Raw genomic sequence first — 21,647 nt, 5'->3', positions numbered from 1 at the left:
GGATGGCCGGGCTCGCTGCCCGGCCATGCCGCGTCAAAGCTGCGGGGACAGACATTTCGATGTCGAAGCGCGATTACTACGAGATCCTCGGCGTCAGCCGGACCGTGACGGAGATCGAGCTCAAGGGCTCTTTCCGCAAGCTCGCGATGCAGCACCATCCCGACAAGAATCCCGGCAACAAGGATGCCGAGATCAAGTTCAAGGAAATCAACGAGGCCTATCAGGTCCTCTCGGACGGCCAGAAGCGCGCGGCCTATGACCGCTTCGGCCATCAGGCCTTCGAGAATGGCGGCGGCGGTGCCGGCGGCAATGCCGATTTCTCCGACTTCATGTCGGATATCTTCGATTCCTTCTTCGGCGACGCCCGGCGCGGCGGCGCGCGTGGCGCCAATGGCCGCGAGCGCGGCGCCGATCTCCGCTACAATCTCGAGATCGGGCTGGAAGAGGCCTTCACCGGCAAGAACGAGTCGATCCGAGTGCCGACCTCGGTCTCCTGCGAATCCTGCTCCGGAACCGGCGCCAAGCCGGGCTCGAAATCGCGCCAGTGCCCGACCTGCGGCGGCCATGGCCGCGTTCGTGCCAACCAGGGCTTCTTCTCGGTCGAGCGCACCTGCCCGACCTGCTCGGGCCGCGGCGAGGTCATCGACGACCCCTGCAAGAACTGCCAGGGCGCCGGCCGCGTCACGCGCGAGCGCACGCTTTCGGTCAACATCCCGGCCGGTGTCGAGGACGGCACGCGCATCCGCCTGGCCGGCGAGGGCGAGGCGGGTCTGCGCGGCGGGCCGGCCGGCGATCTCTACATCTTCCTCTCGATCAAGCCGCACGCGATCTTCCAGCGCGACGGCGCCGACCTGTTCTGCCGCGTACCGATCGGACTGGTCTCGGCCGCGCTCGGCGGCGAGATCGAGGTTCCGACGCTGTCGGGCGAACAGGCGCGGGTGAAAATCCCCGAGGGTACGCAGACCGGCAAGCAGTTCCGCCTGAAGGCCAAGGGCATGAGCGTGCTGCGGTCGCGCGAAGTCGGTGACCTCTACATCCAGGTCGTGGTCGAGACGCCGCAGAAGCTCACCGCACGCCAGCGTGAGTTGCTGGAGGAGTTCGAGCGCGAGAGCTCGCACAACAACCACCCGGAAACCGCGGGCTTCTTCGGCCGGGTCAAGGATTTCCTCGGCGGCTTTGGCGGCACGGCCTGAGGCCTCCAAGGCGTCATTCTCGGGCTTGACCCGAGAATCTCGGGCAAGTGAGGCGAACGAGCCTCCTCCGATATGAGATGCTCGGGTCAAGCCCGAGCATGACAGCAAGGACCCAACCATGAAAAAAGGGCCGCCCGATGGGCGGCCCTTTCCGTTGCGGTGGAGATCGATCGTCAGACCTTGTCGACGGCCTTCTTGACCGCGTCCTTGCCCTTGCCGATCGCCTGCTGGGCTTCGCCCTTCAGCTCCTGGGCCGCGCCCTCGGCCTCCAGCTCCGGCTTGTTGAACGCCTTGCCGGCGGCCTGCTTGACGTTGCCAGCGGCCTCGTTGGCCAGGCCCTTGATCTTGTCGGTCGTGCTGCCCATTGCGCTTAACTCCTGAAAGGTCGGCCCCCAGCCGTTTTCCGTAGAAAGAACCGGCACGGTGGGGAAAGGTTCCGGACGTCAGGCTGCGTCTTCTGCCGGCGAGGCGAGCGCCCGCAAAGCTTCGGCGGTGGCGGCATCGGCCGGGAAGAAGGTCTCCAGCGCGAGCTCCGACAAGGTGACGTCGACCGGCGTGCCGAACACGGTGGTCGTCGAGATCAGCGACAGCGTGACCTCGCCGAGCCGCAACTGCATGGGCACGACGATGGCGGCTTCCGCCTCGGTTTCATGGCGCGCGCCCGTGCCGGGATGGGGATAGCTCATCAACTCGCCCAGCAATTCGCCGAGCCTGGCATCCGCCGTCGCCCGGACTTGCTGGCGCAACCGTGCCAACAGATGGGCGCGCCATTCCGCGAGATTGAGGATGAAGGGCGCGAGCCCCTGCGGATGCAGCGACAGGCGCAGCACATTGACGGGCGGCTTCAGCAGCTCCGCATCCGCGACGAGTCCGAGCAACCGCGTCACCGCGTTGTTATAAGCCAGCAGCGTCCAGTGCCGGTCGACGGCGACCGCCGGATAGGGCTCGTGCCCCCTGAGGATCAGGTCGATCGCGCTGCGGGCGGCGTCGAGCGAGGGGTCTTCCAGCGATCGCTCCGGATAGATCGGGGCGTAGCCGGCCGCCAGCAGCAGCGCGTTGCGCTCGCGCAGGGGTACGCCGAGATGCTCGGCCAGGAGCAGGACCATCTCGCGGCTCGGGCGCGAGCGGCCGCTCTCGATGAAGCTGAGATGCTTCTGCGAGATCTCGGCTTCGAGCGCGAGGTCGAGCTGGCTGAAGCGGCGGAGCTGGCGCCAGTCCCGCAGGAGCGCGCCGATCGGGGGAGGCTGATGAGTGTTCATGGCGGAGAAGCTAGCGATCCCGGCGGTCGGTTCCAATTACCTCCCGCTTAATCGACGGGCCGACGCGGTTCCGTCAGCATTCCCCTCATCGAAACGGGCTTGAGGCCCAGAACCGCCAAGGAGAATGCCATGTCGCCGATCCAGTCTTCGCCCCTGCTGCGCAACGCCCTGGCCCTCGATGCCGCGGCCTGCGCCGGCATGGGCCTCATCCTCGCCGCTGCCGCCGGGCCGCTTGCCGCCCCGCTCGGCCTACCCGCGGAGTTCCTGCGCGGCGCCGGCCTCGTACTGCTGCCTTGCGCGGCGCTGCTCGGCTGGTTCGCAAGCCGCAAGACCCTGCCGCGCCTCGCCGTCTACGCCGTGATCGGCGTCAATCTGCTCTGGATCGCCGACAGCATCGCGATCCTGCTGATGGGCTGGTTCGCCCCGACCGGGCTCGGCATCGCCTTCGTCCTGGCCCAGGCCGCTGCGGTCGCCATCGTGACCGAACTGGAAGTCATCGGCTTCAAGCGCTCGGGCGCGGCCCTGCCTGCGGGCGACGCTGCCACCCTTCGGTGAAAACCGTCATCTGACTGTCGCATGGGCTGACTAGCCGACGGGCTTCTGTTCCTGTCAGCGGTGAGATCCCATGCGCCAGCCCTTCGTCCTCGCGGCTCTCGCCGCTGTCCTGCTCAGCGGCACGGCCATGGCCGAGCCGCTCTTCAACCGGATCGCCACCTTCTCCGTGCCGCAGAACCTGCCGGCCGATCGCGATCCCGCCAAGAAGACCGTCTCCGAGATCATCGCCGCCAATGGCGACGGCACGCTGCTCGCCTATACCGATGCCGAGCAGAAGGCGCTGGGGATCATCGACATCGCCGATCCCGCCAATCCCAAGCCCGCCGGCTTCGTGCCGCTCGAAGGCGAATCCACCTCGGTCACGATCCTCGGCGACAAGGCCTTCGTCGCCGTCGTCACCTCCGGCGACAATTTCAAGGAGCCGGCCGGCCATCTCGCCACCGTCGACCTCAAGACCAAGCAGGTCGTGGCGAAATGCGATCTCGGCGGCCAGCCCGACTCGGTCACGCTGACCAAGGACAAGGGCAAGATCGTCATCGCCATCGAGAACGAGCGTGACGAGAAGCTCAACAAGGGCGCCCTGCCGCAGCTGCCCGCCGGCAACCTCACCCTGATCGGCATCAAGGATGGCGCCGTCGATTGCGCGACCCGCCAGGTCGTCGACATGACCGGCATCGCCGCCGTCGAGCCGACCGATCCGGAGCCGGAATTCGTCGACGTGAACCAGGATGGGCTCGTCGTGGTGACGCTGCAGGAGAACAACCACCTCGCCATCGTCGATTCGAAGACCGGCAAGGTCGTGACGCATTTCTCCGCCGGCTCGGTCGATCTCAAGAACATCGACAAGACCCGTGACGGCAGGATCAGCCCGACCGAGGAATTGAAGGGCGTCGCCCGCGAGCCCGACGCCGTGCGCTGGCTCGACAATGACCGCTTCGTCACCGCCAACGAGGGTGATTGGAAGGGCGGCTCGCGCGGCTTCACGATCTTCCGCAAGGACGGCACCGTCGAGTTCGATTCCGGCTCCGATGTCGATCACATCGCCATGCGCCTTGGCCACTATCCCGAGCGCCGCTCGGCCGCGAAAGGCAGTGAGCCTGAGGGCATCGAGGTCGCGAGCTATGGCAACGACCGCCTGATCTTCGTCGGGTTGGAGCGCGCCTCGCTGGTGCTGGTCTATAAGGACGAGGGCGCAGGCAAGGCGCCGCGCTTCCTCCAGGCTCTGCCGACCGGCATCGGCCCGGAAGGCCTGCTCGCCATCCCGCAGCGCGATCTCTTCGTCTCGGCCTCCGAGACCGATGTTGGCGAGAAGGGCGGCGCGCGCTCCGTCGTGATGATCTATCGTCGCGCCGAGCAGGCCGCCGCCTATCCGACGATCCAGTCCACCGACGAGAACGGCCTGCCGATCGGCTGGGGCGCGCTCTCCGGCCTCGCCGCCGATCGCACGGCTCCGGGCAAGCTCTTCGCGATCACAGACAGCGCCTATACGCCCTCGCGCCTCCTCGAGATCGACGCGGCGCAGAAGCCTGCGAAGATCACCGGCGCGCTCACCGTCACCAAGGACGGCAAGCCCGCTTCCTACGATCTCGAGGGTATCGCCACCCGCGAGGGCGGCGGCTTCTGGCTGGCCTCCGAGGGCAATCCCGAGAAGAAGGACGCGGTGCTCGACGACATCCTGCTGCGCGTCTCGGCCAAGGGCGAGGTCGAGGAGGAGATTCGCCTGCCGGAATCGCTCGCCAAGCATGCGGTCCGCTTCGGCTTCGAGGGCGTGGCTGTGACGGGCACCGGCGCCGACGAGACCGTCTGGCTCGCCGTCCAGCGCGAATGGAAGGACGATCCCAAGGGCAAGGCCAAACTCCTCTCCTACAAGCCGGCGACCAAGGAATGGGGCGTGCTGCACTACCCATTGTCGCAGCCGGCCGCCGGTTTCTGGATGGGCCTGTCGGAACTGGTCGCGCTGGGTGACGACCGCTTCGCCGTGATCGAGCGCGATAACGGTTTCGGCGCCAAGGCGGTGAAGACGCTCCAGACCTTCTCGGTCAAGGGCTTGAAGCCGGCGGCGATCGGTGCGGCGGAAATCCCGACCGTGACCAAAACCCTGCTGCGCGACCTGACGCCCGACCTGATGAAGGCCGGCGGCTACGGCCTCGACAAGGTCGAGGGCATGACGGTCGACAAGGCCGGCAATCTCTTCGTCGTCACCGATAATGACGGCGTCGACGATTCCTCCGGCGAGACCCAGTTCTTCGTCTTCGGCAAGGTCGGCAACTGAGACCACAAGCGTCATTCTCGGGCTTGCCCCGAGAATCTCAGGCCGGAAAGGGCGCCTTCTCGTCTGGAGGTGGTCGGGTCAAGCCCGACCATGACGAGCACGTAAAAAGCCCCGGATGCGATCCGCATCCGGGGCAAGGCGCCTGGCTATTTTGACTGGAGAGCCAGGTGGGAGGAGAGGTTACCAGCCGGCGAGGACGGCGCCCTTGAAGCGCTCGGCGACGAAGGCCTTGATCTCGGGCGTGTGGTAGCTTTCGACCAGCGTCTTGACCCAGGGCTTGTCCTTGTCGACGCTGCGCACGGCGATCAGGTTGACATAGGGGCCCTTGGCGTCCTCGCGCAGGATCGCCGAGGCCGGATCGATCTTGGCATCGACGGCATAGTTGGTGTTGATCGCGGCGGCCGCGACATCGGCCAGCGAGCGCGGGGTCTGCGCGGCCTCGATCTCGATGATCTTGAGCTTCTTCGGGTTGCCGACGATATCGGCCGGGCTCGGCTTGAAGCCGACGCCGTCCTTCAGCTTGATCGCGCCCTTGTCCTGCAGCAGCAGCAGCGAGCGGCCGCCATTGGTCGGGTCGTTCTGGATCGCGACGGTCGAACCATCCGGCACCTGCGACCAGTCCTTGTACTTGGCCGAGTAGATGCCGAGCGGGAAGTTCACGGTGAGGCCGACGCTCTCGATCTTGAAGCCGCGATCCTTCACCTGATTGTCGAGATAGGGCTGGTTCTGGAAGGAATTGGCTTCCAGCTCGCCGGCATCGAGCGCCTGGTTCGGCACGACATAGTCGGAGAACTCGATGATCTTGAGGTCGATGCCCTTCTTGGCGAGGACGGGCTTCACCTTTTCCAGGATCTCGGCATGGGGGCCGGGCGAGACGCCGATGCGGACCACCTGGTTCTGCTGGGCGAGCGCCGGGGCGGCAGTGAGCGTCAGGGCGAAGCCGGCGAGCAGCGCGGCGCGGCGGTTGAGGAGGGTCGTCATGATGTCGTTTCCTTCAGTCGGATGCGGATGAACGGGCAAGCGTCAGGCGTGGCGCAGGCGCTTGTTGAGATGGCGAGCGAGCCGGTCGCCGATGCTCTGGACGAGCTGGACGAGGACGATGAGCACGGCGACGACCGCCGCCATCACGTCCGGCATGAAGCGCTGGTAGCCGTAGCGGATGCCGAGATCGCCGAGCCCGCCGCCGCCGACCGCGCCGACCATGGCCGAAAAGCCGATCAGGCTGACCAGCGCCAGCGTCAGGCCGAGCACGATTGCCGGCAGGGCCTCGGGCACCAGCACCTTGCGGACGATCTGGACGGGCGTGGCGCCCATGGCACGCGCGGCCTCGACCAGCCCCTGATCGACCTCGCGCACCGCACCTTCGATCAGGCGGGCGATGAACGGCGTCGCCGCGACGGTGAGCGGCACGATCGCCGCACCGGTGCCGATCGAGGTGCCGGCGATCAGGCGCGTGAACGGGATGATCGCGACGACGAGGATGATGAAGGGCGTCGAGCGCGTGGCATTGACCAGCGTACCCAGCAACAGGTTGGCGGCCGGCGCCGCGAACAATTCGCCGCGCTTGCTGGTGGCGAGGAAGACGCCGAGCGGCAGGCCGAAGACCGTGCCGAGCCCGGCCGCGACCGCGACCATGGCCAGCGTGTCCAGCGTCGACTGCGCGATCAGGCGGATGATTTCAGGAGACATGGCCGATCACCTCCGCCTTGAGCCCGAGGCTCTTCAGGGCGCCGAGCACGGCGTCGCTCTCCGGTGCGCGTGAGGGCACCGTGACGAGCAGGCTGCCGAAGGGCTGGCCGGCGATGGCGTCGATCCGCCCGGCCAGGATGTTGACGTCGACGCCGACGATGGCGCTGAGCCGGCTGATCACCGGGGCCGTCGCGTTCTCGCCGAGGAAGGTGATGCGCAGCACGATATTGTCACCGGGGCGCGCGTCCTTGCGGATGCGATGGACGAGATGCTCCGGAAGTTCGACGCCGGTGACCGTCTCGACGAAGCTCGCCGTCGTCGGGTGCTGCGGGTTGGTGAAGACCGCAAAGGTCTCGCCCTGCTCGACGATGCGCCCGTCCTCGATCACGGCGACGCGGTCGCAGATCTCCTTGATGACGGGGATCTCGTGGGTGATCAGCAGGATGGTGATGCCGAGCTCGCGGTTGACCTGCTTCAGCAGGGCGAGGATCGAGCGCGTCGTCTCGGGGTCGAGCGCCGAGGTCGCCTCGTCGCAGAGCAGCACCTTCGGATCGGTGGCGAGCGCACGCGCAATGCCGACACGCTGCTTCTGCCCGCCGGAAAGCTCGGCCGGATAGCGCGCGCTCTTGTCGGAGAGGCCGACCAGCGCGAGCAGCCGCTCGACCTTCTCCGTGATCTCGGCCTTGCCGGCGCCCGCAATCTCCAGCGGCAGCGCGACATTATCGAAGACCGTGCGCGACGAGAGCAGGTTGAAATGCTGGAAGATCATGCCGATCCGCCGGCGCTGCTGGCGCCAGCCGGATTCGGCGAGGCCCGTGACGTCCGTGCCCTCGATCAGGATGCGCCCCTCGGTGGCGCGCTCCAGCCCGTTGACGAGGCGGATCAGCGTCGACTTGCCGGCGCCGGAGCGCCCGATCACACCGAGGATGGTGCCGGCGGGCACATCGAGATCGATCCCGGCGAGCGCGCTCACCGGCTGCTGGCCGCGGCGACCCGGATAGGTCTTGCCGGCACGCTCGAAGCGGATCGCCGGCTCGGGCAATGCCAAAGGCAAGGAAACAGAGGTCGCGCCGGCACCGAGCGTGCCGGGTCTGACGGGGGCGTTCATCATGTCCTCAGAAATGCGTGTGGCAGGACCAGTGGGCGATGCCGAGCTGCTCGATGGTCACGTCATGGACCGAGCGGCGCTGGTCGTCCGCGGTCGCGGCGTCGAGCGGGTCGAAGGTCAAGGGAACGGCCTGGGCGAACCAGCTCGCGAGACCGTTCCAGAGGGTGGAAAGAAGCTGCATCGCCGCCTCACGAAGCCAGCAGCAGCGGCGCTTGCCGCTGCGAGCGTGAGAGCCGACGCGCGGCGGTCTCGGCGGCGCCGGGCGTGGCGAAACGCTGCCCGTCGAGTGCCCGGAAGGCGGCGGAAGCCGAGACGAAGGTGAAGTCGCGTTCGTCGGCGCGGCGGCTCACGAGCCCGATCTGGGCCTCGCCGAGCTCGATGACATAGGCTTGCTGCGCCGGGCGGGCCCGGCTGGGAAGGGAATGAAGCTGGGACATGGAACTGCCTTCTGCCGCCGATGCGGCATGTGTCGGAACGATCGGATGGAAAGGGCCTTTCGGCCTTGCGATCTCAGCATCGACAGCGGCAGGGCATGCGGCGGAAGCGGGTTTGGCTTCGGCTCGTTTTCGCAATGGTCATGTCAGTCTCCTCGATCTGGAGCCCACGACCCAGTCGTGGCGCTTTAGCGTTTGGTGACGCGGCGCAAGCTGCTGCTCAAATCTCCGCGGCTCCCAGATTGCTCCGGGAACACCTGCAATCTGATGGAGGGCGTCCTCTTTGTCAACCGGATCGTTCTTTTCAAGAAACGAGACGAAGGAGAAGAATTTCCTCCGCACGCTCTTTGCGCCCTGCCAAGGATGCGGCAATGCGCGGCTTGACGAAGCCGGGGAAGCGGCGCCATCTGCCGCCATGCAGGCTCGCGCCGCCCTTCTCGACCGTCTTCGCCGCTCCGGGCTCGGAGCCTGGCTGGCGACGGCCTATGCGCTCTGCGTGCTGGCTTTGGCGCTCGCGCCGGCTCCCGCCATGGCGGCGTTCGGTGGTTCGGACGGCGTCGTGCTCTGCTCGGGTGCGCCGGTTCCCGACGAGGGCCAGCCGGTGCCGCTCGGCGATCTCGCCCATTGCAAGGGCTGTCCGCTCAATCCCGTTCTCGCCGGCCCGCCGATCGAGATCGCGCCGGTGCCGGGGCGGCTTGCCATGCGCCTGCTGGCGCCTGCGCTTTTGGCCGAGGGATTGCCGCATCGTTTCATGGCCGGGCTTGCGCAATCGCGCGCGCCGCCGCTGGCCTGAAATCTCCGCCTGCCCATTCGCACCAATTCCAGCCTGTCCGCTCCCCCCCGGGTGTGACGGCAATCATTACGAGGCCTGCGTCAGCGGCCTGACCCGTTCGGGATGTCCATCATGAAGTTTTCGTACTCGCTCGCTGCCGCGACGTTCCTGCTCTCGGCCGGCATCGCCTCGGCCCATGACTTCAAGGCCGGCCCGCTCAAGATCGGCCATCCCTGGTCGCGCGCCACGCCGGCCGGCGCCAAGGTCGGCGGCGGCTATCTCTCGATCGAGAACACCGGCCCGGCCGCCGACCGGCTGGTTTCGGTCTCCGTGCCCTTCGCGGCTCGTTCCGAAATCCACGAGATGGCGGTGAAGGACGGCATCATGACGATGCGCCCGCTCGACCAGGGCGTGGAGGTGCCGGCCGGCGCCAAGGTCGAGTTCAAGCCCGGCGGCTACCACATCATGTTCATGGAGCTGAAGCAGCCGCTGAAGCAGGGCGAGACGATGAAGGGCACGCTGACCTTCGAGAAGGCCGGGACCGTCGATGTCGAATTCAAGGTCGACTCGATCGCCGCCAAGGGCAGCACAGGCGAGCACAAGGGGCACTGAGCCCGGATGTTCAAGCGTCATGCTCGGGCTTGACCCGAGCATCTCTGGCTGGAGTTTCTCGGGTCGCCGCTGCGCGGCGCCCGAGAATGACGAGCTGGCTGCTCAGATCTTCGCGCGCGGATCGTGCTTGGCGATGCGCGCGAGCAGGTAGTCGACCTCGGCCTTCGCGGCGGTGCTGAGGACGGATCCCGGCTTGCGCTGGGCGTCGTGGCTGAGGATGCCGCGCTTCATCATCGTATACTTGCGCACGGCAAGGCCGACGCCCTGCTGCTGCTCGTAGCGCATCAGCGGCAGGTGGGCGTCGAAGATGTCATGGGCTTCGTCGCGCTTTCCGGCCTTCTGCAGGCGGACCACGTCGATCAGCAATTCCGGGAAGGCATAGCCGGTATTGGCGCCGTCGGCGCCGCGCTCCATCTCGAAGTCGAGGAAGAGCCCGCCATTGCCGGTCACGATCGAGATCGGGCGCAGCGAGCCTTCCGTCTGGAACTTGCGCAGCGTCGAGATCTTCTCCAGCCCCGGCCAGTCCTCGTGCTTCAGCATCACGCAGGAGGGGTTGTCCATGACGATCTTGCGGATCACGGCCGGCGTCATCACCACCGAGAGCGTCAGCGGATAATCCTGGATGACGAAGGGGGTGTCGCTGCCGATCGCCTCGACGGCCTGCGCGTAATAGCCGGTGATCTGGTCGTCGGTGCGCAACGAGGGCGGCGGGGCGATCATGACGCCGCCGGCACCGAGATCCATCACCTGCCGGGCGAGCGAGCGCATCGCGGCGAAGCCGGGCGCGGAGACGCCGACGATGATCGGCTTTCCGCCCATCCGGGCGACGCAGCGCTTGACCAGCTCGACCGCTTCCTCGGGCTCGAGCTTGGGCGCCTCGCCCATGATGCCGAGCACGGTGACGCCGTCCGAGCCGATGTCGTGGTAGAACTGGAACAGCCGGTCGGCCGAGGCCCAGTCGATGCTGCCATCCGGATTGAACGGGGTCGGCGCGATCGGGAAGACGCCGGAAGCGTCGGGGGTCAAGCTCATGATGCGGTCCTTCAAGATGGCTGAAGATTGCGGTCCCACTCAGCCCTCATCCTGAGGAGCCGCGTCAGCGGCCTCTCGAAGGATGCTCCAGATGGTTCCAGAGCCTCCTGGACCATCCTTCGAGACGCAAGCTCCGCTTGCTCCTCAGGATGAGGGCTGAGAAGGCTTCAGGCGATGCGGGTGCGGACGGTGCCGACCCCGGCGATCACGCCTTCGAGCACGTCGCCCTTGTTCACCGCGGCGACGCCTTCCGGCGTGCCTGTGAAGATCAGGTCGCCCGGCTTCAGTTCGACCAGGCCGGAGAGATAGGCGATCGTCTCCTCGACATTCCAGATCTGCTTGGCGAGGTCGGAGGTCTGGCGCACGACGCCGTTGACGGTGAGCTCGATCTTGCCGGCGCTGGGATGGCCGGCATGGCTCGCCGGCACGATCTCGCCGATCGGGCCGGAGAGGTCGAAGCCCTTGGCCATGTCCCAGGGCCGGCCGGCCTTCTTGGCGGCGGCCTGCAGGTCGCGGCGGGTCATGTCGAGCCCGGCGGCATAGCCGTAGACATGGGCCAGCGCCTCGGCTTCAGGGATGTCCTTGCCGCCGGTGCCGATGGCGACGACGAGCTCCATCTCGTGGTGGAGGTCGCTGGTCTTGGCGGGATAGGGCATGTCGGCGCCGTTGATCAGCAGCGCGTCGGCCGGCTTGGTGAAGAAAAACGGGTCCTCGCGGTCGGGGTCATGGCCCATCTCGCGGGCATGTTCGGCATAGTTGCGGCCGACGCAGAAGATCCGCCTGACCGGGAAGGAGCCGCCGCCTGCGACCGGAACGGCCGTCACGGCCGGCGGGTCGATCACATAATTGCTCATTCTGCTGCTCCCTCGATCTAGCCTTGCGCCGTTCATGGGCGAGCGGCGCCCGGACCGCAAGCGGCTTGCGTCGGCGGCGGGCCTGCGCGGGAGGCATTGCGGCACGCATTTCGCAGGCGCGGCACGGGTTGTGCGGCGCGTCGTTGCAAGTGAGACGATTTGCTCCTTACACTACCCCGCCGGGGGAACCGGCGAGCCTATGGAAGGAATGGAATGTGAGTACGGGAACCGTGAAATGGTTCAATGAGACCAAGGGTTACGGCTTCATCACCCCGGATGGCGGCGGCAGCGACGTCTTCGTCCATGTCAGCGCGGTGACGCGGGCTGGCCTGCGCGGCCTGAACGAGGGGCAGAAGGTCAGCTACGATCTCGAGCCGGATCGCAAGACCGGCAAGAACTCGGCGGTGAACCTGCAGACGACCTGAGCGTTTTCATGCGTTCTACGGGAAGGCGATGGCGGCGCCTGTCCCGAGCCTAGGGCGGATCGCGTTCGGTCCAGGTCGGACCGGCGCGGGTTCGAGGCATGCCCGTCGCCGCAGGCGACGGTGAGGGAGGGTGCGCCCTCTCAGGACCGGCCCGGCGCCGGATGGAACAGCCGGCCTCTCTCCACGATCAGCACGACGATAAGCGCCGCGATGCCGCAGAGCGCGAAGCCCAGCGTCAGCGGCACGACCGTGCCGTTGAAATGCTGGCCGATATAGAAGCCGAGCAGCGCCCCGATCACCGTGGTGACGAAGCCCTGCACCGAGGAGGCCGTGCCGGCGACATGGCCGAGCGGCTCCATCGCCATCGCCCCGAAATTGGGACCGATCAGCCCGAAGCAGAACATCGCCGCGCCCTGCAGGATCGCGAAGCTCCAGAGCGATTCATGGCCGGCGAGCGCCACCAATGCGTGGAGGCTGGTCAACGCGATATAGCCGAGCAAGGCGCCATGCGAGACCCGGCGCATGCCGAGCTTGCCGACGATGCGCGAGTTCAGCAGCGAGGACGCCGCCATGAACATCGCGATCAGCGCGAAGATCGTGGTGAACAGCTCCGGCGCGTGGAAGACATCGACGAAGACCTGCTGCGCCGAGTTGATGAAGCCGAACAGCCCGCCGAGCACGAAGGCCATGGCCAGCATGTAGCCGACGCCGATGCGGCTGGTCAGCGTCGTGCGGAAGGAGGCGAGCACGCTCGCCGGCTCGATCGGCTTGCGGTCTTCCGGATGCTGGGTCTCGGGCAACTTCAGGAGAACCCAGAGCATCACGACCGCGCCGAAGCTGGTCAGCACGCCGAATATCCAGCGCCAGGGTGCGACCCAGAGGATCGCCTGGCCGATCGAGGGCGCCAGGATCGGCACCGCCAGGAAGACGATCATGGCGAGCGACATGACGCGCGCCATCTCGCGGCCGGAATAGCAGTCGCGCACGATCGAGACGACGAGCACGCGCGTGGCCGCCGCGCCGACGCCCTGCAGCACGCGCGCCGCCATCATCGCCTCGAACGAACCGGCGAAGGCGGCGGCGATGCTGGCGACGACATAGATGGCGAGGCCCACGAGCAGGACCGGGCGCCGGCCGTAGCGGTCCGAGATCGTGCCGTAGAAGATCTGCGAGACGCCGAAGCCGAGCAGATAGGCGGTGATGATCCATTGCCGCTCGTTGGCCTCGGCGATGCCGAGCGCCTCGGCCATCTGCGGCAGGGCCGGCAGCATAGAATCGATGGCGAGCGCATTCGTCGCCATCAGCGCGGCGGTCAGGCCCACGAAGGGGTAGAAGCCCATGCCGTGGCGCGGCCGGACTGGAGCGGACATGTCGTTCATGGCGATCGCGAAACTGGCTGGCGAGACCCGGCGGCTGCGGTCATGCGGCAGCGGCGGGCAAGATTCTGCCTGTAGGATTAGCCCTGCCGGTTGCGCGCGGCAACCGGTCCAGCCGGCCATGGGCCATGCGCCGGGCGCGTTTCCCGGCGCTTCGGAGGTGGGGTTAGCCCTGCTTCTGCATCGCGGCCATCAGGGCGTCGTCGATCTCGACAGCGCGCTTGGCCGCCGGTCGTGCGGAGATGCGGGCGCCATAGGCCTCGAAGGCCGGCCGCTTCTCGATCGTGCCGAACTGCATCCCCCACAGGATCTGCGAGCCGACATAGACATCCGCCGCGCTGAAACGGTCTCCGGTCAGGTAGTCGCTGCGGGTCACCGCGTATTCGAGCGTATCCATCGCGTCGGCATAGGTGCCGTAGCCGATGGAGCGCGCCCGGTCAGGCGGCACTTCCAGGCCGAAGGCCTTGTTGGCGACGGCAGCCTCGATCGGTCCGGCCGCGAAGAACAGCCAGCGGTAATACGGGCCGCGCAGCCGGCTGCCCGGCTCGGGCGCGAGCCCGGCTTGCGGGAAGGCATCGGCCATATAGGCGCAGATCGCGGCGCATTCGGTGACGACCGTGTCGCCATGGACCAGCGCCGGCACCTTGCCCATCGGGTTGATCGCCTTGTAGGCGGCGCTCTTCATCGGGTCGCCGAAGCCGATGATCTCGGCGCGATAGGGTTGGCCGATCTCCTCCATCATCCAGCGCGCGATGCGACCGCGCGACATCGGGTTTGTATAGAGCACGAGTTCGTCTGCCATCGTCTTTTGCCTCCTTGATCGGTCGAGGATGCCCTTATCCTGCGGCATCGGCGGCAGGCTGTCAGGAGCCTGCTTGCCTGACGCGCGCGGCCCAAGCTGCTATCGTCGCCGCGAAACAGGACGAGGTTATGGACGAATCACGCGTGGCGCGCAGCGTCTCCGTCAGCGACGGGCGGCTGTCGATCGAGGGACTGTCGACCCGCTACGTGCAGGGCGCTGCCCGGCGTTTCCGGCTATCGGCCTCCGGCCTGCGCTTCGTCGGCGGCTTCGAGAGCCGCGATGGCCGGCTAGAGGAGAGCCGGCGCTTCCTCGCCGAGGCGACCGTGGTCGATGGCGGCTTGCGCCGTGCGGGCTTCGAGGGCGATGCCGGCACGGTCGGTTTGACCTTGCGCCCGCTGGCGCAGGCTGGCGACCAGCCGCGCCTCCTCCTGATGCTCGGCTATCGCGACGAGAATGACGAGGCGCAGCCATTCGCCGAGGCCTTCCTGGCTCCGGCGGTGTTCGAGGCGCTGAAAGCCGATCTGCTCTCCGGCCTGGCGCAGGAGCTTTCGCTCGGTGCCACCACCAGTCTCTGGATTCGCGAGGAGGATCGCGGGCGCCCGCATGGCGAGCCGCTCGACTGGTATCTAGGCCTCGATGCCGACGGACGCTCGACCCAGCCCGCGCGCGGCTTCATCGAGACTATCGAATGGCGGCCTCGGCCGCTTCAGGTCGCCGTCGCGGCTGACCGGGAATCTGAGCCCGTGCCTCAGGCTGTCCATCAGGCCGAAGAGGATTGGGAGGACAGCACTGCCGATGAATTGCGTCGGATCAACTGGAGCTTCCGCCTGCTCCTGCTCATGCTGGCCTTCATGCTGATCGTCGTCGCGATGAAGTAGGGGCCGGCCCTTAAGTCTCGTGGCGGCGGATGCGGCGGATCATCTCGTTCAGCGCCAGCAGCACCAGCGCCAGGATGAAGGGCAGGATGTAGTAGACCACCCGGAAGATCAGCAGCGCCCCCAGCACCTGCTCGTAGGGAAAGCGGTTGAGCGCGACCAGCATCGTCGCCTCGAACACGCCGAGCCCGCCGGGCGCATGGCTCGCGATGCCGATCAGGCAGGCGAAGATATAGGCGGCCAGGAAGGTCGGATATTCCAGGCCATAGCCGCCAGGCAGCAGCACGAAGAGCACGGCAGCCGCCGCGCAGACCTCGCAGGCGCCGAGCGCCATCTGGCCGAGCGTGGTGCCGAGGCCGGGCAGATGCAGGTTCCAGCCACGCACGCGGATCGTGCGCTCGTCCGTCGCGATCCAGGCGAGATAGCCGAGGATGCCGATGCCGACGAGCCCGCCGACGACCTGGACGATGAGCGGTGAGGTCCGCGCCAGCACCGCGACCGCCTCAGAAGCATAGAACAGGCTGGCGCAGAGGATGGCGCCGAGCCCGAGCCAGAAGGTGATGCCGGCGATCACGGTCAGGCTCGCGACCTCGGAGGCGCGGACCCCCTTCGGCGAATAGATCCAGTAGCGCACGGTGCCGCCGGTCACGATCGGGAAGCCGAGCGTGAACGAGACGGAATAGCTGGTGAAGGAGCCGAGCGCCGTGGTGCGATAGGGGATCGAAAGGCCGAGCCGGCGCAATGCCAGCGCGTCGTAGCCGGTCAGCAGCAGGTAGCTCAGCGCGGTGAAGGCGACGGCGAGGCCGAGCTGGCGCAGGCTCGCATTCTCGAAGGCGCCGGCGAGCTGGCCGGGCTCCATCCCGCTGATGATGTGCCAGAGCACGACCAGCGAGGCACCGAAGATGACGACGCTCGCCAGCGGGCCGAGCCACCACCAGCGGCTGCGCTTGCGCGGGAGCATTCCGGGCTCATGCGGGCCGAACGACATGCGCTCTCGGGGTTGCGCGCCGCTGCGGGATGCGGCGGCGCGGTGGCGGGCAGGGCTCGGGCGAGCCCCGTCCGACAGATAGCGCCTCGGCGGCAATTCACAAGCCGCTGCGGCGAATGGGCCGCATGAGGGAGCCCGGTTTCGGGCAAGGCTGGAGCGGGGCTCAGGCCGTCTTGCGGAAGATGCGCAGCGTCTTGAAGCCCTCGACCTCCTCGACCGGCATCGCCTTCATCCAGTCCGGGATCAGGCGCTCTGCCACGTCATAGGCATAGGAGCCCCTGTAGAACAGGATATAGCCGCCCTTGTCGGTCTGCGCGGTGAAGAGATCCATCACCTCGCGGTCGGTCAAGGCGCCATAGGCGTCGTTGGCCTCGCCGCGGAACTCGCCGCTGTGGAACAGCGTCACGATGTCGAAGCGCGGCAGCAGGCGGGCATTGCTGGTGTAGATGTCGCCGAAATAGGCGCTGTAGGTCTTGGTGACGTTCGGGTTGTCGGTCGCGAGCTTGATGAAGGATTCGTATTCCTGCGGCGAGGCGGTGATGCCGAGAACCGTGTTGTCGAGATGCGGCTCGGCGCAGCGCAGGCCGACATAGTGGTGCCCGCCGGTGCCGAAATGGTAGATGCGCTTGCCGCTGAGCTTCTCCTGCTCCAGCCATTCGACGAAATGCACGTCGCAGGGGCATTGCTCGATCTCGAGGCCCCAGAACGCATCCCAGATATTCATCTTCACGGTGTTTCTCCTCTCTGAAGGTCGTTTTCTGGTGGCGAAGCCGCTCAGCGGGCTTCGCTGGTCGCGGCGATGCGGGGCTCGGCGAAGCCCTCGCGCTCGACGATTTCGGCGACGCCCCTGATCCGGCGCAGCACGATCCGATGGCTGGCGCTTTCCGCCAGCCCCGCGCTTTGCCCAAAGGCGATGATGATTGCGCGGGGCAGGGCGGCGCGCAGCTCGGTCAGGATCTCCAGCGCCGCGTCGGTCTCCAGCGCGCTGGTCGCCTCGTCGAGCAGGACGATTGCGGGATCGGCCAGCTCGGTCCGCGCGAGCGCGAGCCGCTGCCGCTCGGCCCGGGTCAGGCTCTTGTTCCAGTCGTCCTCGCCATCGAGCCGCGAGGTCAGGGTCGACAGCCCGTAGCGGCGCAAGGTCGCGGCGACTTCCGGCGCCGGGCGCGGCCGGTCGCCCTGGAGGAGATGGCGCAAACCGATTCCCGGCAATTGCAGGTGCTGCGGCACGATCGCGACGCGCGCCCCACGCGGCAGCACGATCGCGCCGTCGCCCTGCTGCCAGAGCCCGGCGATGGCCTGCATCAGCGCGTTCTTGGCGAAGCCGGCATCGCCGGTGACATGGAGTACGGCTCCCGCAGGCAGCACGAAGCCGATACCGGCGGCGAGCGCGTGGCCTGCGCCGTCATGCAGCGTCACCGCCTCCAGCCGCAGGCTGTCATGCGGGCCGTCCTCGACGGTGAGGCCCTGTGCCGGCGGCTCCTGCTCGACCTCTTCCAGCGCGTCGGCGAGCTCGTTGACGCGCCTCGCGGCGGCGAGCCATTCGGCGATGCGCATGAAATTGTCGAACAGCCAGTTGCAGGCGTTCTGCACCGCGACGAAGGCGGCGGCGACCTGCACGACGCCGCCCAGCGTCATCTCCCCGGCGAGATATTTCGGGGCCGCCAGCAGCAGCGGCACGACCGGCACCAGCGCGCTGCTGCCATTGGTGATCCAGGTCAGGCGCGCCCGCTGCGTGATCACGGAAAGCCAGCGCAGCACCAGCACGCCATGGCTCTGCGCCACGGCATGGCGCTCGCCGGCCTCGGTGCGGGCAAGCGCGATCGCCTCGCCATGGTCGCGGATGCGCATCAGCGCGAAGCGCAGGCCCGCCTCGCTCTCCGTGCGCTGGGCGATGAGCCCGGCGAGCCGCCGTCCGACAGCCGTCACCAGCAGGGTGACGATCACGGCATAGAGGATCGCGGCGAGCACGAGATAGGCGGGAATGGTGATCTCGCTCTCGCCCCAGCTCAGGCTCAGGCTGCCGCCGATCTCCCAGAGGATCTCGATGAACATCACGATGGTGATGACGGAGGAGAGCAGGCCCATCGCGAAATCGACGATCGGCTCGGTCGCCCAGCGGACATCGTCGGCGATCCGGTATTCGGGGTTGGCCGGCTCCTTGCCGGAGAGGCTCAGGCGAAAGAAGCGCCGATCGCCGACCCAGCCATCGACCAGCTTGGCGGTGAGCCAGCGCCGCCAGTGAACCTGGAAGGTCTCGCGCGATTTCAGGATGAGGACGCCGAGCCCGGCGACCACCAGCACGATCACCGGGAATACGGCCATGGCGACGAGGGCGCTGTGGCCGTCCTTGCGCTCCAGCGCGTCGAAGAACCAGCCGTTCCAGCGGTTCACCGTGACATTGGCGAAGACGGTGAGGATGACGCCGGCCGCCAGCAGCAGCGTCCAGAGCCAGGCGCAGCGCGCCGTCTCGCCGCGCCAGAAATCACGGGTCAAACGCGCGAATCGCAGCGCGACCTGGCGATCTCCAGGCACGTCCGATTTCGCGCCTGTCGTCTCGTCGGGCGTCAGCACGGTTGCGATTAGTCCCCCAGGGCCGGTTTTCCGGTCTCCTCTGGCTCGAACCTGATCGGGCGAAAATGAACTCGACATGAACGGAGCGGCCGCGCGGCCCGCTCCGGAACAGCGCTGAAGCGCTTCGCGTTCCCCGCTCAGGTCCGTGCAGGGAGGTTCGCCATGCCGCGTGGAGACAAATCCGCCTATACCGACAAGCAGAAGCGCAAGGCCGAGCATATCGAGGAGAGCTACGAGGAGCGGGGCGTTCCGCATGAGGAGGCGCAAGCGCGCGCCTGGGCGACCGTCAACAAGGATAGCGGCGGCGGCAACAAGTCCGGCTCCGGCCGGAACAAGCCGGACACGAACGCCTCGGCAAGGCGCGGCGGCAAGTTGGGAGGCGAGGCTGCGGCCGCGCGCCCGACGGCGGAGCGCTCGGCTTCGGCGAAGAAGGCGGCCGCAACGCGGAAGAAGAACGCGTCCTGAGCCGGACGATCCGCCCGGCTCAGGCGCGGCCGGCGGCTAGCCGCCGATATTGAAGGCGGCGAGCGCAGCCATGTTGACGATATCGGAATCCTTCGCGCCGAGCGGCACGATCTGGATCGGCTTGTCGAGGCCGACGATCAGCGGGCCGATCACGGTCGCGCCGCCGAGTTCCTGCAGCAGCTTGGTCGAGATCGAGGCCGAGTGGAAGGCCGGCATGATCAGCACGTTCGCCGGCCCGGAGAGGCGGCAGAACGGATACTGGCTCATCACCTCGCGGTTGAGCGCGACATCGGCCGCCATCTCGCCGTCATACTCGAAATCGACCCGCTGGGCGTCGAGTAGCGCCACCGCCTCGCGCACCTTTTCGGAACGCTCGCCGGCCGGGTGGCCGAAGGTCGAAAAGGCCAGCATGGCCACCTTGGGTTCGTAGCCGAGCCTGCGGCCGACGCCAGCGGCCTCGATCGCGATCTCCGAGAGCTGCCGCGCCGTCGGCATCTCGGTGATCGCGGTGTCCGCCACCAGCACCGTGCGGTCGCGCGAGATCACGATCGAGACGCCGATCACGCGATGTCCCGGCTTCTCGTCGATGACGCGGCGGACCTCTTCCAGCGCGATCGAATAGTTGCGGGTGACGCCGGTCACCATCGCGTCGGCATCGCCGAGCGCCACCATCGCCGCGGCGAAATGGTTGCGGTCCTGGTTGATCAGGCGCTGGCAGTCGCGGAACAGATAGCCCTGCCTTTGCAGCCGCTCGTAGAGATACTGCGCATAGGCGCTGTTGCGGTGGGAGAGGCGGGCGTTCTGGATCGAGATGCCCTTGGCTTCGAGATCGACGCCGAGGAAGGTCGCGGCCTCCGAGATGCGGTCCTCGCGGCCGACGAGGATGGCCTGGCCGAGCCCCTGCGCCACGAAGGAGGCGGCGGCGCGGATGACCTGCTCCTCCTCGCCCTCGGCGAAGACGACGCGCTTGGGATAGCGCCGGACGCGCTCGAAGATGCGGTTGAGCGTCCCCGCGATCGGGTCGCGCCGGGCCGAGAGCTGCGCCTTGTAGGCGGCCGTGTCGACGATCGGCTTGCCGGCGACGCCGGTATCCATCGCGGCCTTGGCGACCGCCATCGGCACGACATGGATCAGGCGCGGGTCGAACGGCACCGGGATGATGTAGTCCTTGCCGTAGCGCGGCCGCGAACCCTGATAGGCGGCGGCGACCTCGTCCGGCACGTCCTCGCGCGCCAGCATCGCCAGCGACTCGGCCGCGGCGATCTTCATCTCCATGTTGATCGTGGTGGCGCGCACGTCGAGCGCGCCGCGGAAGATGAAGGGGAAGCCCAGCACGTTGTTGACCTGGTTCGGATAGTCCGAACGGCCGGTCGCCATGATCGCGTCGTCGCGGACGGCATGGACCTCTTCCGGCGTGATTTCCGGATCGGGATTGGCCATCGCGAAGATGATCGGGTTCGGCGCCATCGAGGCGACCATCTCCGGCGTCACCGCGCCCTTCTGCGACAGGCCGAAGAAGGCGTCGGCCCCGTCCAGCGCCTGGGCCAGCGTGCGCCGGTCGGTGACCGCCGCATGGGCCGATTTCCACTGGTTCATGCCCTCGGTGCGGCCCTGGTAGATCACGCCCTTGGTGTCGCAGAGGATGACGTTGTCGGGCTTGAAGCCCATCGCCTTCAGAAGCTCGATGCAGGCGATGGCCGCCGCGCCCGCGCCGTTGATGACGAGCTTGGTCGACTTGATGTCGCGCCCGGTCAGGTCGAGTGCGTTGACCAGGCCGGCGGCGGCGATGATCGCGGTGCCATGCTGGTCGTCATGGAAGACGGGGATGTCCATCAATTCGCGCAGACGCTGCTCGATGATGAAGCATTCCGGCGCCTTGATGTCCTCGAGATTGATGCCGCCGAAGGACGGGCCGAGATAGCGCACGGCCTCGATGAACTTGTCCGGGTCCTCGGTATCGACTTCGAGATCGATCGAGTCGACATCGGCGAAGCGCTTGAACAGGACCGACTTGCCTTCCATCACCGGCTTCGAGGCGAGCGCGCCGAGATTGCCGAGGCCGAGGATGGCGGTGCCGTTGGTGATCACGGCGACGAGGTTCGAGCGCGTCGTGTAGTCATAGGCGCGCGACGGGTCCTCCGCGATCGCCAGCACCGGCACGGCGACGCCGGGCGAATAGGCGAGCGAGAGGTCGCGCTGCGTCGCCATCGGCTTTGTCGGGACGATCTCCAGCTTGCCGGGCCGTCCCTGCGAATGGAACAGCAGGGCCTCCTGGTCGGTGAAGGTCGGGCGGGCTCTCTTGGTCGTCGGACGGTCGTTCATCGAAGCGTCTTTTCTTGTGCGTTTCCTCGAGGGGTACCGACCA

23 protein-coding genes are annotated in these 21,647 nt (G+C 67.4%); 8 read left to right on the top strand and 15 right to left on the bottom strand.

Going from position 1 to position 21,647, the window contains the following annotated elements; genetic code table 11:
* Positions 1-59 precede the first annotated feature (59 nt).
* The gene (dnaJ, locus tag AC07NY_RS23925) at positions 60-1,193 is read left to right on the top strand and encodes a molecular chaperone DnaJ (RefSeq protein WP_494585885.1); all 1,134 of its coding nucleotides are present in this window, start codon (positions 60-62) and stop codon (positions 1,191-1,193) included.
* A 173-nt stretch (positions 1,194-1,366) separates the two neighbouring features.
* Here the strand turns inward: dnaJ and AC07NY_RS23920 are convergent, their stop codons facing one another.
* Both AC07NY_RS23920 and AC07NY_RS23915 read right to left on the bottom strand, forming a co-directional pair.
* The gene (locus tag AC07NY_RS23920; RefSeq protein WP_492286887.1) at positions 1,367-1,558 is read right to left on the bottom strand and encodes a CsbD family protein; all 192 of its coding nucleotides are present in this window, start codon (positions 1,556-1,558) and stop codon (positions 1,367-1,369) included.
* Between the two features lie 78 nt (positions 1,559-1,636).
* Positions 1,637-2,452, bottom strand: a complete 816-nt coding sequence (locus AC07NY_RS23915) for a helix-turn-helix domain-containing protein (RefSeq protein ID WP_494585884.1) — start codon at positions 2,450-2,452, stop codon at positions 1,637-1,639.
* A 129-nt stretch (positions 2,453-2,581) separates the two neighbouring features.
* On the opposite strand from AC07NY_RS23915, the gene AC07NY_RS23910 reads away from it, so the two are divergent.
* Together AC07NY_RS23910 and AC07NY_RS23905 are read left to right on the top strand one after the other, a co-directional pair.
* Positions 2,582-3,007 (top strand): hypothetical protein, encoded by a 426-nt coding sequence (locus AC07NY_RS23910; protein WP_494585883.1) that lies wholly within the window; start codon positions 2,582-2,584, stop codon positions 3,005-3,007.
* A 70-nt stretch (positions 3,008-3,077) separates the two neighbouring features.
* A complete protein-coding gene (locus AC07NY_RS23905; RefSeq protein ID WP_494585882.1) occupies positions 3,078-5,279 on the top strand; it encodes an esterase-like activity of phytase family protein in 2,202 nt (733 codons plus the stop codon).
* Between the two features lie 180 nt (positions 5,280-5,459).
* On the opposite strand, the gene AC07NY_RS23900 is transcribed toward AC07NY_RS23905, so the two are convergent.
* From AC07NY_RS23900 to AC07NY_RS23880, 5 genes are read right to left on the bottom strand one after another with little or no spacing between them, the layout of a single operon-like run.
* Positions 5,460-6,260, bottom strand: coding sequence for a MetQ/NlpA family ABC transporter substrate-binding protein (locus AC07NY_RS23900; protein ID WP_494585881.1), 801 nt, complete (start codon positions 6,258-6,260; stop codon positions 5,460-5,462).
* A 42-nt stretch (positions 6,261-6,302) separates the two neighbouring features.
* Positions 6,303-6,968 carry a methionine ABC transporter permease gene (locus tag AC07NY_RS23895; protein WP_494585880.1) on the bottom strand — a complete coding sequence of 222 codons (666 nt, stop codon included), beginning with the start codon at positions 6,966-6,968 and terminating at the stop codon, positions 6,303-6,305.
* Positions 6,958-8,076: a methionine ABC transporter ATP-binding protein gene (locus tag AC07NY_RS23890; protein WP_494585879.1), complete on the bottom strand. Its 1,119-nt coding sequence runs from the start codon at positions 8,074-8,076 to the stop codon at positions 6,958-6,960. Before AC07NY_RS23890 ends, AC07NY_RS23895 begins: the two co-directional genes overlap by 11 nt.
* 7 nt (positions 8,077-8,083) lie before the next feature.
* Entirely contained in the window at positions 8,084-8,257 is a 174-nt protein-coding gene (locus AC07NY_RS23885; protein WP_492286880.1) for a hypothetical protein, read from the bottom strand.
* 7 nt (positions 8,258-8,264) lie between these two features.
* Entirely contained in the window at positions 8,265-8,513 is a 249-nt protein-coding gene (locus tag AC07NY_RS23880; RefSeq protein WP_494585878.1) for a hypothetical protein, read from the bottom strand.
* Between the two features lie 412 nt (positions 8,514-8,925).
* Here AC07NY_RS23880 and AC07NY_RS23875 point away from each other — a divergent pair, with 412 nt between their 5' ends.
* Positions 8,926-9,303 (top strand): hypothetical protein, encoded by a 378-nt coding sequence (locus AC07NY_RS23875; RefSeq protein ID WP_494585877.1) that lies wholly within the window; start codon positions 8,926-8,928, stop codon positions 9,301-9,303.
* Positions 9,304-9,414: 111 nt separating this feature from the next.
* Positions 9,415-9,894, top strand: a complete 480-nt coding sequence (locus tag AC07NY_RS23870) for a copper chaperone PCu(A)C (protein ID WP_494585876.1) — start codon at positions 9,415-9,417, stop codon at positions 9,892-9,894.
* 102 nt (positions 9,895-9,996) lie between these two features.
* Here the strand turns inward: AC07NY_RS23870 and AC07NY_RS23865 are convergent, their stop codons facing one another.
* On the bottom strand, positions 9,997-10,926 hold the full coding sequence (locus AC07NY_RS23865; RefSeq protein ID WP_494585875.1) for a dihydrodipicolinate synthase family protein: 930 nt from the start codon (positions 10,924-10,926) through the stop codon (positions 9,997-9,999).
* Between the two features lie 167 nt (positions 10,927-11,093).
* The gene (locus AC07NY_RS23860) at positions 11,094-11,780 is read right to left on the bottom strand and encodes a fumarylacetoacetate hydrolase family protein (RefSeq protein ID WP_494585874.1); all 687 of its coding nucleotides are present in this window, start codon (positions 11,778-11,780) and stop codon (positions 11,094-11,096) included.
* A 215-nt stretch (positions 11,781-11,995) separates the two neighbouring features.
* Between AC07NY_RS23860 and AC07NY_RS23855 the strand changes: the two genes are divergently transcribed.
* Positions 11,996-12,205: a cold-shock protein gene (locus AC07NY_RS23855; protein ID WP_492286874.1), complete on the top strand. Its 210-nt coding sequence runs from the start codon at positions 11,996-11,998 to the stop codon at positions 12,203-12,205.
* A gap of 140 nt (positions 12,206-12,345) precedes the next feature.
* On the opposite strand, the gene AC07NY_RS23850 is transcribed toward AC07NY_RS23855, so the two are convergent.
* Positions 12,346-13,584: a multidrug effflux MFS transporter gene (locus AC07NY_RS23850; protein WP_494585873.1), complete on the bottom strand. Its 1,239-nt coding sequence runs from the start codon at positions 13,582-13,584 to the stop codon at positions 12,346-12,348.
* A gap of 163 nt (positions 13,585-13,747) precedes the next feature.
* Positions 13,748-14,383, bottom strand: coding sequence for a glutathione S-transferase family protein (locus AC07NY_RS23845; protein WP_494585872.1), 636 nt, complete (start codon positions 14,381-14,383; stop codon positions 13,748-13,750).
* 128 nt (positions 14,384-14,511) lie between these two features.
* On the opposite strand from AC07NY_RS23845, the gene AC07NY_RS23840 reads away from it, so the two are divergent.
* Complete coding sequence (locus tag AC07NY_RS23840) at positions 14,512-15,261, top strand: hypothetical protein (protein WP_494585871.1); 750 nt, start codon at positions 14,512-14,514, stop codon at positions 15,259-15,261.
* Positions 15,262-15,271: 10 nt separating this feature from the next.
* On the opposite strand, the gene AC07NY_RS23835 is transcribed toward AC07NY_RS23840, so the two are convergent.
* The 3 genes from AC07NY_RS23835 to AC07NY_RS23825 all read right to left on the bottom strand — a co-directional run bounded on the left by AC07NY_RS23835 (position 15,272) and on the right by AC07NY_RS23825 (position 18,817).
* Positions 15,272-16,219: a lysylphosphatidylglycerol synthase domain-containing protein gene (locus tag AC07NY_RS23835; RefSeq protein ID WP_494585870.1), complete on the bottom strand. Its 948-nt coding sequence runs from the start codon at positions 16,217-16,219 to the stop codon at positions 15,272-15,274.
* Between the two features lie 190 nt (positions 16,220-16,409).
* Positions 16,410-16,976 (bottom strand): hypothetical protein, encoded by a 567-nt coding sequence (locus AC07NY_RS23830; RefSeq protein WP_492286869.1) that lies wholly within the window; start codon positions 16,974-16,976, stop codon positions 16,410-16,412.
* A 44-nt stretch (positions 16,977-17,020) separates the two neighbouring features.
* Complete coding sequence (locus AC07NY_RS23825; RefSeq protein ID WP_494585869.1) at positions 17,021-18,817, bottom strand: ABC transporter ATP-binding protein/permease; 1,797 nt, start codon at positions 18,815-18,817, stop codon at positions 17,021-17,023.
* Between the two features lie 162 nt (positions 18,818-18,979).
* Between AC07NY_RS23825 and AC07NY_RS23820 the strand changes: the two genes are divergently transcribed.
* The gene (locus tag AC07NY_RS23820; protein ID WP_494585868.1) at positions 18,980-19,282 is read left to right on the top strand and encodes a plasmid stabilization protein; all 303 of its coding nucleotides are present in this window, start codon (positions 18,980-18,982) and stop codon (positions 19,280-19,282) included.
* A 36-nt stretch (positions 19,283-19,318) separates the two neighbouring features.
* Here the strand turns inward: AC07NY_RS23820 and AC07NY_RS23815 are convergent, their stop codons facing one another.
* Positions 19,319-21,604, bottom strand: a complete 2,286-nt coding sequence (locus AC07NY_RS23815) for an NADP-dependent malic enzyme (protein WP_494585867.1) — start codon at positions 21,602-21,604, stop codon at positions 19,319-19,321.
* Positions 21,605-21,647 lie beyond the last annotated feature (43 nt).

The organism is Allobosea sp. GW821-FHT09G06, from assembly GCF_059416005.1.
This window is presented reverse-complemented; position numbering and strand designations above follow the sequence as displayed.